At 46.8% G+C, this 10,920-nt stretch carries 9 protein-coding genes and 1 pseudogene; 5 read left to right on the top strand and 5 right to left on the bottom strand.

The annotated features are described in order from the left end of the window. Positions 1-132 precede the first annotated feature (132 nt). Positions 133-522: pseudogene (locus FTU86_RS13175) on the top strand (alpha/beta hydrolase); the annotation flags it as partial. Positions 523-547: 25 nt separating this feature from the next. Here FTU86_RS13175 and FTU86_RS13170 read toward each other — a convergent pair. From FTU86_RS13170 to FTU86_RS13155, 4 genes are all read right to left on the bottom strand, one after another. Continuing rightward, positions 548-1,726 (bottom strand): benzoate/H(+) symporter BenE family transporter, encoded by a 1,179-nt coding sequence (locus FTU86_RS13170; RefSeq protein WP_127798830.1) that lies wholly within the window; start codon positions 1,724-1,726, stop codon positions 548-550. A 108-nt stretch (positions 1,727-1,834) separates the two neighbouring features. After that, positions 1,835-2,488 (bottom strand): leucine efflux protein LeuE, encoded by a 654-nt coding sequence (gene leuE / locus FTU86_RS13165; RefSeq protein ID WP_104489198.1) that lies wholly within the window; start codon positions 2,486-2,488, stop codon positions 1,835-1,837. 91 nt (positions 2,489-2,579) lie between these two features. Next, positions 2,580-3,563 (bottom strand): transaldolase, encoded by a 984-nt coding sequence (gene tal / locus FTU86_RS13160; protein ID WP_005178624.1) that lies wholly within the window; start codon positions 3,561-3,563, stop codon positions 2,580-2,582. Positions 3,564-3,658: 95 nt separating this feature from the next. Next, the gene (locus tag FTU86_RS13155; protein ID WP_005178622.1) at positions 3,659-4,549 is read right to left on the bottom strand and encodes a LysR family transcriptional regulator; all 891 of its coding nucleotides are present in this window, start codon (positions 4,547-4,549) and stop codon (positions 3,659-3,661) included. 98 nt (positions 4,550-4,647) lie between these two features. Here FTU86_RS13155 and aceI point away from each other — a divergent pair, with 98 nt between their 5' ends. Continuing rightward, positions 4,648-5,082, top strand: coding sequence for a chlorhexidine efflux PACE transporter AceI (gene aceI / locus FTU86_RS13150; protein ID WP_180036881.1), 435 nt, complete (start codon positions 4,648-4,650; stop codon positions 5,080-5,082). Between the two features lie 104 nt (positions 5,083-5,186). Here aceI and FTU86_RS13145 read toward each other — a convergent pair whose 3' ends face one another. Then, a complete protein-coding gene (locus FTU86_RS13145) occupies positions 5,187-6,698 on the bottom strand; it encodes an acetyl-CoA C-acetyltransferase (RefSeq protein ID WP_180036882.1) in 1,512 nt (503 codons plus the stop codon). A 242-nt stretch (positions 6,699-6,940) separates the two neighbouring features. Between FTU86_RS13145 and FTU86_RS13140 the strand changes: the two genes are divergently transcribed. The 3 genes from FTU86_RS13140 to FTU86_RS13130 all read left to right on the top strand — a co-directional run bounded on the left by FTU86_RS13140 (position 6,941) and on the right by FTU86_RS13130 (position 10,687). Further along, complete coding sequence (locus FTU86_RS13140; protein WP_168399926.1) at positions 6,941-8,332, top strand: 3-oxoacyl-ACP reductase; 1,392 nt, start codon at positions 6,941-6,943, stop codon at positions 8,330-8,332. Positions 8,333-8,497: 165 nt separating this feature from the next. Beyond that, positions 8,498-9,352, top strand: a complete 855-nt coding sequence (locus FTU86_RS13135; protein ID WP_005178615.1) for a MaoC/PaaZ C-terminal domain-containing protein — start codon at positions 8,498-8,500, stop codon at positions 9,350-9,352. A 69-nt stretch (positions 9,353-9,421) separates the two neighbouring features. Continuing rightward, complete coding sequence (locus FTU86_RS13130; RefSeq protein ID WP_180036883.1) at positions 9,422-10,687, top strand: serine hydrolase; 1,266 nt, start codon at positions 9,422-9,424, stop codon at positions 10,685-10,687. Positions 10,688-10,920 lie beyond the last annotated feature (233 nt).

Raw genomic sequence — 10,920 nt, 5'->3', positions numbered from 1 at the left:
TGTTCCATTTTAGAGATTTGTTTAAGATAAGATATAACTCATTGAGATGTGTCATAGTATTCGTCGTTAGAAAACAATTATTGTGACATTATTTCAATGAGTTATCTATTTTTGTCGTGTACAGAGCCGTATTTTATTAAAACCGCGCCGGATGAAATCAAAATTGTCGAGTGGGGCATTTATAACATGGTGCAGGCCTATACCGGCGACCGCAAACAGGATGCGGAATTTCTGCAGCAGATTTCACCGATTCAGCATATTACTCCCGCGTTTCCACCGGTATTTTTAAGTGGCGGCAATAAGGATTTTCTGACTGATACTCAATCTTTACCGCTGTTAGAGGTGTTAAAGCAGCAGCAGGTGCCAGTAAAAGCAGTATTTTATCCCGACTCTAAACGCTGGCTGATTCATGAATATCAGTTCTTAATGCATCTGCCCGAAAGCCAGCAGAATTTTGAGCAGACCCTGTCATTTCTGGCCGATTATAGTAAAGCGGATCAGACAGATAGATCCGCGCCCTAAAATCTGCTGGTCATCATGTTAGTCTTTAGGATTTGGCTTTCCAGGGAAATTTCATCACCAGTAACACCACCACACCGCAAACCAGTCCCCAGAAGGCCGAGCCAATGCCCCAGAACTGGATGCCTGAAGCGCTTAGTAAAAAGGTCATTAATGCGGCTTCCCGGTCATCGACCTCTTTAAAGGCAATAAAGGCGTTATGGCCAATGGTGCCAAACAGGGCGATACCGGCCAATGCAGTAATCAGCACTGCCGGAAAAGACATCAGCAGGCTGGTTAAGGTGGCGGCAAACAAGCCCATCAGGATATAAAACAGGCCACAGCTCATGCCGGCAATATAGCGTTTTGATGGGTCCGGATGCACCTGATGATCCAGACTAACGGCGGCACTAATCGCTGCAATATTCACGCTATAACAGCCAAAAGGCGATAACACGGCCTGCGCGGTACCGGTCCAGCCGAGCAACTGATTAACATGCGGCTGATAGCCGTAGCTTTTAATAATGGCGATGCCGGGCAAATATTGAGAGGCCAGATTAATCACCAGCAACGGTAAAGCCAGACCCAAAATCGCGGGCAGGCTAAATTCCGGACTGATCCACACTGGTTGTGCCAATGACCAGCTCACCACAGGAAAATGGAAATCCAGTACCAGTGGGCACAGCAGCATTGCGGCGATTACGGTCAGTACAATGCTATAGCGTGGCCAGAAGCGTTTTGACAGTACATAGGCTGCCAGTAAAGACAGAATAAATGCCCATTCATGTTGAATACTGGCGAACAAGGCAATACCAAATTTCAGCAGCACGCCGGCCAGCATGGCGCTGGTCAGGCTTTGTGGAATATAACGAAACAGACGTTCAAAAATACCGAAAAAGCCCAACAGTGCAGTCAGCACGCCACACACCAGAAAAGCCCCAATAGCCTGATTCAGACTATAACCACTGCCCGTGGCAATAATCAGGGCCAGCCCGGCGGTTGACCAGGACGTCGACACCGGATATTTGAATTTCCATGAGAGCAGCAAGCCCGACAGGCCAATGCCCAGACCCAAAGCCCAGAACCAGGAGGTAATCTGTTCGGCTGTGGCCCCTAAAGTTTGCGCCGCCTGAATCACCAGTACGGCAGAAACACTAATACCAATTAAAAAAGTGATAAATCCAGCAAAAACAGCCGGAATAGAAAAATCATGTATAAGCTTTTGCATAATCCGTTGCACAATAAAAATGGGAGAGAAAGCCGATAAATCATACGCCTTTCAATGGCCATCTAAACGCTCAAATCTTTATCAGAAGTTAAAAAATTTGCTTGATTTTTATAGGGTCGAGCTGGCTAGTTTTAAGCCAAAACCACAAAACAGCAGGCCAACTGCGGCCACACCGGTCGCGGTAAGGCGGTAATTCCGGTTGAAATAGGTTGCCAGTTTCATTCCGGAAAAAATCAGAATTGACAGATAACTCATGCTGATGATTTGCAGAATAATGGCCAGCAGGGTAAAGGTCAGCGCCGGATAAGGATAGGCCGGATCAACAAATTGCACAAAAAAAGACAGATAAAACAGAATCGCTTTCGGATTTAAAATACTAATGGTTAATGCGGTGCGAAAAGGATGAACCTGTTCTGGCGTACTGCTGCTATTCTTGGTTTGAGTCGAGCGGCTTTTCTCGGGCTGCCAGGTGCGATAGGCGGCAATCATCAGACGTATGCCCAAATAACTTAAATACAGCGCGCCAATCATTTTCAGCGCTATAAACAGCCATGGAAAACTGTGTAGCACGGAGGCTGCGCCAAAGGCGGTACACAGGATTAAAATCAGGTCACCGGTATAAACGCCTAAAGCGCCCAGATAGCCGGCTTTAATGCCAAAGCGTGAGGCAATTGACATCACATATAAAGAGTTGGGGCCGGGCAGGATCACAATTAAAATGGTTCCAATAATGAACGTCATTACGTCAGTGATACCAAACACAGGAAATCCAGAGAACTAAAAAGGCCGATGCAGCATTATATAGCAACATCGGCCTGGAATACGCGCACAGCGGCGCGGCTAAACAGAAAAATTAAGCTTTAATTTCGGCATCAATACCAAAGCCTTGGCGCAATAACTGGCTTAACTGTTCACGCGCTTTAATAAAGCCATCAATACCGCTTTGCAGTAACTGGAAGGCCATTAAGTCATGTTCCAGCTGCTGTTTAAATTTCTCTTTTGTGATCGGCTCCAGCTCGCCTTGAGCTTCAATCGTGTCACTTGAGAGTTGTGCTGTGACTTCACGCTCATCCTGTTCCAGTTCGGCCAGCAGGTTGGGTGAAACGGTTAACAGGTCACAACCGGCCAGCGCCAAGACCTGATCAATACTGCGGAAGCTGGCACCCATGATTTCAGTCTTCACCGCATGCTGTTTGTAGAACTGGTAAATCTTTTTCACGGACAGCACACCCGGATCTTTTTCAATTGGGTAGTACATGACATTTTCGGCTTTTTTGTACCAGTCCAGAATACGCCCGACAAAAGGGGAAATCAGCGTGACGTTGGCATCAGCGCAGGCATGTGCCTGATGCAGACCGAATAGCAAGGTTAAATTGGTATGAATGCCTTCTGCTTCCAGCTGTTTTGCGGCCTGAATGCCTTCCCAAGTTGAAGCAATTTTAATCAGGATGCGTTTCTGATCAATACCATATTCTTTATATAGCGCCAGCAGTTCTTTGGCTTTGGCAATAGTGGCATCTGTATCATAAGACAGCGAGGCATCTACCTCAGTCGATACACGGCCATCAATCAGTTTAAGAATTTCTACCCCGAACTTGACGGTTAAAATATCAATGGTGCGTTCAATCAGCTCGTCTTGCTGATAACCTTCCGCTTTGGCCTGATCAAAGGCTTCGGTTAAAAGCGGTTTGCTGTCGGCCTGTTCAGCCGCCGCGGTAATTAAAGACGGGTTGGTTGTTGCATCTAAAGGACGAAACTTTTCAATGGCAGTTAAGTCACTGCTGTCGGCCACAATAGTTGTTAAGCGTTTTAATTGGTTTAAGGCGTTCTGTGTCATTGAATCCGCTTCTCTAGTTGTTCGGTTATTGCTTATGCAATTATTTATAACACAAACTGGATTTAACCCAAGTGAAAAGCGTTACAGATCAGTGTCTAATTTGTGCTTTTTCGTTGATTGCGCAAGTGATTAATCAAAAAACGAGCAGCCAGCCCCAGTTTGCTTTCACGGCTCCAGACCAGATCGACAAAATATTCAAACTTGGGCGAGAAATCCAGAAAGTCCAAAACCTGTAGTTGCTGCTTTAAGTTCGGGTTTTCATTCAGCATTTGCAGCGGCAACACACCCCAGCCCAGACCCTGTAAAATTAACGAGCAGGCAGTATGATGATTATCAGTGCGCCAGTACTGTTTGGAAAATAACAGTTCCGGCTGAATACGACGGTCACGGCTGGCCACCACAATTTGCCGGCTGTGCAAAATAGCTTCAAAGCTGACCGGTGCCTGTTGAGCCAAGGCAAAATCTCGGGCCGCCACCGGCACCAAGGCTTCGCGTTTCAGTTCTACAAACTGCTCGCCACTGTCGAGCTGTTCACGTTCAAACATCACTGCCAGTTGCGCCGACTGTTCGACCAGCATGTGCATGGCATCTTCCTGTGGCGCTGAAAATATATTGATCTGTAGCGTTGGAAATTCCTGCTGCAGCAGGGCAATGTACTGGGTCCAGTCGCTATGAATCAGCTCGGAAACCACCACAATATTCAGTTCTGATTCCAGCCCTTCACTTAACGCTGCGGCATGCTGTTTCCACTGGTTCATTTCAACCAGCAGTTGCTCGGTCTTTTCATACAGGGTTAATGCCTGTGCGGTCGGCACCGGTTCACGCCCGATGCGTTGAAATAGATTCAAGTTCAGGTCAATTTCCAGATTGGCAATTGACATACTTACTGCAGATGGCACTTTTCCCAGTTGCCGCGCCGCTGCGGAAAAAGAACCGCATTCAATCACGGTTTTAAAGATGATCAGCTGTTCCTGGTTCACATTCATGGGCAGCAACCTGTCAATAATATTGAAAGATTCTAACTCGATTTGTCGATAATTTAAAAATAAGATGGCAGCAATTGATGAAATAGATACGGTTTAACATGTTGCTGTCGAAAAGAAGATTAATTCATGCCTTGAGTTATGAACTGATTTTACTGGTGATTATTGCCCTGGCTTTATGCCTGATTTTCAAGATGCCGCTGGAAGTGACCGGTAGCCTGGGTGTGGCCATGGCAGTAACCTCGGTCTTGTGGAATATGCTGTTTAATTATTTTTTTGAAAAATTTGAAGCACACAGACAGCTCCAGCGTACGGTGAAAGTACGGATTTTACATGCCATTGGTTTTGAAGGGGGCTTAATGTTAGCCACCATTCCAATGGTGGCCTATGCCATGCAGATGAGTCTGCCCGAGGCTTTTTTGCTGGATTTAAGCCTGACCTTATGTATTTTGGTCTATACCTTTATCTTCCAGTGGGGTTATGACGCGATTGAGGTACGTTTGGGCTATGCACCGGCCTATCGTGAGTTTGTTTAAAATACGTCTAATGAATTTAAGAGCAGACAATAAAAAGGTAATAAAACGTCCATAAAAAAAGCCACTGCACCAGGCAGTGGCTTTTTCAGTGAAGGCAGGGGAAATTACTTCTCGACAATCGCTGTTACACCTTGACCGCCTGCAGCACAGATTGAAATCAGCACACGACCTGAACCTTTTTCATTCAGCAGTTTGGCAGCAGTCGCCAGAATACGTCCGCCGGTTGCAGCAAATGGGTGACCAGCAGCCAGAGAAGAACCTTTTACGTTCAGCTTGTTACGATCAATTGAACCCAATGGTGCTTCTAGACCTAAGCGATCTTTACAGAATTTTGGATCTTCCCAGGCTTTTAAGGTCGACAGCACTTGTGAAGCAAAAGCTTCGTGAATTTCATAGTAGTCAAAGTCTTGTAGAGTCAGACCGGCACGTTCCAGCATCCGTGGTACGGCATAGGCTGGCGCCATAAGCAGGCCTTCTTTCTTCTCGACAAAATCAACTGCAGCCGTTTCATGGAAGGTTAAGTAAGCCAGTACGTCATGACCATTGGCTTTGGCCCATTCTTCAGAAGCAAGCAGAACACAAGATGCACCATCGGTCAGTGGGGTTGAGTTGCCTGCGGTCATGGTACGCGCATCACCTTTACCAAAGGCTGGTTTCAGTTTAGCCAGTTTCTCTACTGAAGAATCCGGGCGCAAGTTGTTGTCACGCTCTAAACCTAAGAATGGTGTGATCAGGTCATCAAAGAAACCTGCTTCATAGGCGGCTGCCATTTTCTGGTGTGAAGATGCAGCAAGTTCATCCTGCGCTTCACGCGAGATGCCCCATTCCAGCGCAGTAATCGCCTGATGGTCACCCATTGACAGACCGGTACGTGGTTCACCATTTTTCGGTGCATCCATCAGGTCTTTGATATTGATTTTGGTCAGCGCTTTTAAGCGGTCTTTACCGGTTTTGGCAATATTCAGCTCCAGCAGGGCTTTACGTAAACCGTCACCAAAAGCAATCGGGGCATCGGAAGTGGTATCGACACCACCAGCAATACCGACTTCAATTTGGCCCAGAGCAATTTTATTGGCCACTAAAAAAGCTGCCTGCAAACCGGTTCCACACGCTTGCTGAATATCGTAAGCAGGTGTTTCAGGAGCCAATTCAGTGTTCAGTACACACTCACGAGTCATGTTAAAATCACGGCTGTGTTTGAGTACGGCACCGGCAACGACTTCACCGAGGCGTTGGCCTTCTAAACGATAACGTTCTACCAGACCATTTAAAGCGGCGGTGAACATATCGATGTTTGAGGCAGTGAAGTAAGCGCCATTTGAACGTGCAAATGGAATGCGGTTACCACCGATAATCGCAACGCGACGGACAGTGTTTTGGCTCATGGTATTATCCTGTTGACCAGATGTTTCAGTTGTAGTTTCAGAAGGAGGAGGGGTTGTACTTTTTTTACGGGTAGACGCCGCACGGGTGCGTGCAGGTTTAGCCGCAGGGTTTGCTGACGAATTTGCCGTGCCAGAACTTTTGGTTGTACGCGTTGTACTTTTTGATGTATTTGACACAGTTTCTGTAGCAGAATTTTCGACCGCCGGATTTTCTTGAGTTGTTTTGCTCATAAGGCTTTTCCAAGCATGTTGATGATCTTCTTAGGGGTTACATTAGCATAATCTAGAATAGCCTGAATTGACTACAATGACATTGCAGAATGCTTTCAGGTCAAGTCATCTGTATATGATCTCAAGTATTATTCATAACAAACTGATCGATCTATTGAAATACAAAGTATCTGACATCATATTGAAGCTAAAGGATAACTTTAGATTAATCACAAATTCATTTTGTCTGAGAGATAATAATCATGACTGACCAATACCAAGCTTTTGCAAAATCTCCAATTGGTAAATTTGTCATTAAAAATTTAGGCCTGCCATCCCCAACTTTCCTTGAGCGTTTTGACAGCGCGACGCCTGTGGTCAAGGGTGCAGTTTTGTTGGGCGCAGCGCCGGAAAGCACATTATCAGGTGCAATTGCCCAGGTTCTGGCCAATATCCATGCCAACAGCTATGCCGGCAATAATGCAGAATTACAGCAGGCTGCTGCACAAGCCGGTTTAAACCTGTGTGCTTTTAACGCGGGCGATAAAGAATCTAAATTTAAAGCGGTGGTCTTTGATGCCTCAGGCATTCAGAACTCTGAACAGTTAAATGCGCTCTATAACTTCTTTAATCCGGTGGCGCGCCAGATTCAGGCCTCTGGCCGTGTAGTGGTGATCGGCACCACACCGGAAACCGCCAAAACGGTAAAACATGCAATTGCACAGCGTGCGCTGGAAGGCTTTGTTAAATCGGTCGGGAAGGAGTTTAAAAAAGGCATTGCCGCCAATCTGATTTATGTTGATGACGGCGCAGAAGCGAACCTGGAATCGAGCTTACGTTTTGCCTTGTCACCGCGTTCGGCTTATGTATCGGGTCAGGTGATTCGTGTTTCTAAAGCAGACACGGTCGATGTGGATTGGGCTAAACCACTGGCAGGTAAAACCGCGGTTGTGACTGGTGCCAGCCGTGGTATTGGTGAAGCGATTGCGCATGTATTGGCACGTGATGGCGCGCATGTGATTTGTCTGGACGTACTACAGCAACAAGCTGACTTGGACCGTGTTGCCTCTGAAATTGGGGGTTCAACCTTGGCAATTGATATTACCGCCGCTGATGCGGGCGAGCAGATTAAAGCGGCAGCTGCTGCACAGGGCGGTCTGGATATTATCGTGCACAATGCCGGTATTACCCGTGACAAGACACTGGCCAATATGAAGCCTGAACTGTGGGATCTGGTGATTAACATTAACTTGGCTGCGATTGAACGCGTGAACGACTATCTGCTGGAAAATGACGGTCTGAATGCCAATGGCCGTATTATCTGCGTATCGTCTATTTCAGGGATTGCTGGTAACCTGGGCCAAACCAACTATGCAGCATCAAAAGCAGGCGTGATTGGAGTGGTGAAATATACGGCACCGGTGCTGAAAAATGGTGTGACTATTAACGCTGTGGCTCCGGGCTTTATTGAAACCCAAATGACTGCGGCCATTCCGTTTGCCATTCGTGAAGCGGGCCGCCGTATGAACTCGATGAGTCAGGGCGGTTTACCGGTTGATGTCGCAGAAACCATTGCCTTCTTTGCCTCAACTGCATCTACCGGTTTAAATGGTAACGTGGTGCGTGTTTGTGGTCAGAGTCTGTTAGGGGCTTAATATATCCCTCACTCGGAATCCCCCCTAAAATCCCTCTTTAATAAAGGGGGACTTCTTCTCCCTTTTTGAAGGGAGGTCGGGAGGGATTTGAGGGAATTAAAATAGAAAACCCAATTCTTATTAAAGAAAGGGTGATTTAAAAGATAAATATTCCAAAGGTTCAGTATGAATACTCGCCATTTTAGTCAACTTCCCAAGCCGTATTTAGCCTATCCAAAAGTGATTCAGGGCTTAATTTTTAAAAAGCCGAAGGGTGAAAAAGTTCTGCCGCAAGTTGAATATGTGGTGGATTCATTCAAGGTCGACCAGAAGCATCTGAAAGCCTATAACGAAGTCTGTGGTTTTAAAAATAACGGCTATATTCCGGCCATTTATCTGGCGGTGTTATCGCAAAGCCTGCAAATGCACATGATGACTGCGGAAGCTTTCCCATTTCCGATTTTAGGTCTGGTGCATATCCGCAATCAGCTCAAGCAATACCGTAAAGTTGGCGTGAATGAGCAGCTGACTTTATCCTGCAAGTTTGGTGAATTGCAGCCACATGACAAAGGCGTACAGTTTGATTTTATCACCACTGCTAAAGTTGGTAATGAAGTGGTGATGGAAGGTTTAACCACCTATTTGTCACGTCAGAAAAGTGGCAACAAGCCCGCGGCCAAAGCAGCAGAAAGTGCCGTACCGGATTATGTACCGGCAGGACAATGGGATGTGTCGGAAAATACCGGTCGTCGTTATGCGCTGACATCGGGAGATTTTAACCTGATCCATATTCATGCGTTAACCGCCAAAGCCTTTGGTTTTAAACAGGCCATTGCACATGGTATGTGGAGTAAAGCCAAAGCGCTGGCCAATATCCAGTTGCCAGATGCGTATGAAGCTGATGTCTGGTTTAAGTTGCCAATGTATCTGCCATCTCAGGTGGAATTCTTGACGGCACAGCAGGCACAAAATACTGACTTCCTGATTCGCAGCAAAAAGAATCAGAAGCCGCATGTCAGCGGTAGCATTCGCGCACTTTAAGTCATAGCGCCTAAGTCCAAACCGGATTTAGGCTTTTTTCATTGTTCATCTTGTTGCTGGAAAGGATGTATGAACAGCATAAAAGATTATCTGCGTGCAGATATTCAGAATTATCGTGGTTCAGTGGAAGAACCATTTAAAGATTTAGCCCATCTGTTTAGCCGTTTTCAGGATGCCCGCTCAACGCAAGGCGGCGCTGCGCTGGTGGTTTATTTTCAGGGTCATAAAGTCGTTGATATTTATACCGGTCAAAAATCTGCCAATGAGGCCTGGCAGCCGGATAGTCTGTCGGTCTGCTATTCTACCGGAAAAGGCGTGCTGGCCACGCTGGCACATATTCTGGTGAGTCAGGGGCGGCTGGATTATGATGTGCCGGTGGCTGAATATTGGCCAGAATTTGCAGCGCAGGGCAAACAGCAGCTGACTTTAAGAGAGATGCTGTGCCATCGCAGTGGTTTATACGATATCCGTAATCTGATTGCCGATGCCTCGGAAATGGCCGACTGGTCGCATATGCTGGAGGTCATTGCCGCGGCCAAACCGCGTTTTCTGCCGAACAGTGATGCAGCCTATCAGCCCCTGACCTTTGGCTGGCAGGTCGGTGGTGTCTTGGAAAAAGCCTGTAATGAAAGCTTGGCTGTATTGATGCAGCGTCATTTAAGCGAGCCATTGGAATTAAACGGAGCTTATTTTGGCGTGCCGGTAGAGGAATTAGCGCGGGTGGCGCGACCGTTTGCCACATCTCAGCCCGCCCAATCTGCCCAGCCTCCCAAAAAACAGGCTGCTGCTAAACCTGCACGTACCGCATCGCCTTTAGAAAAGCTGCTGGCCTTCAGTCGGCAACATCCGCAAGATTTTCAGGATGCCATGATTCCCAAAGGCATGAAAAAATTTTCATTCTTTAGTGATGCCGGTTTACAGGCGATTGTGCCGGCAGCCTCCGGGGTATTTACCGCACAAAGTCTGGCCAAAATCTATGCCATGCTGGCGCAGGGTGGCCAATGGCAGGGGCAACGACTGATTTCACCACAGGTGTTTCAGGCCCTAAGTCAGGTGCAATATACCGCCCGTGACCGGGTGATGCCGCTGCCGATGCATTGGCGTTTGGGCTATCACCGCATTTTGAGCCTGGGCAAGTCGGCATCGTCGGGCTTTGGTCATATTGGTTTTAATGGCTCAGGTGCCTGGTGTGATCCAGAGCGGAATTTAAGTTTTGCTTATACCCATAATTTTCCGACCGGTTCCATCACCGGCGATTATCGCTTGTGGGGATTAACCCAGGAAACCTTACGCTGTGCCGATGGTGTGTTAAAAGGCCGAAAGGGCTGGTTTTAAACAGTTTGAGATGATTTTTAGCTGTAGCTTGTGCTATGTTCTGGCACTAGTCAATTTGATGTTGTGCAAAGATGAAAAAAGTCATTTTGATTCCGCTGGTGGCCAGTCATTGCTGTCCCACAATTTTTCACAAGAGGAAGCTCATTTGAGCTTCCTCTTGTTTTATGGGTATTTTATCGGGTGAAAATAAAGCTTTTAAAGTTCTTCTTTCAAACAAATTCACTTGAATTATT

Source organism: Acinetobacter sp. YH12155, assembly GCF_013418255.1.
Lineage (GTDB): Bacteria > Pseudomonadota > Gammaproteobacteria > Pseudomonadales > Moraxellaceae > Acinetobacter > Acinetobacter indicus.
The sequence above is the reverse complement of the archived record's forward strand: the minus strand, read 5'-3'. Positions and strand labels throughout refer to the sequence as shown.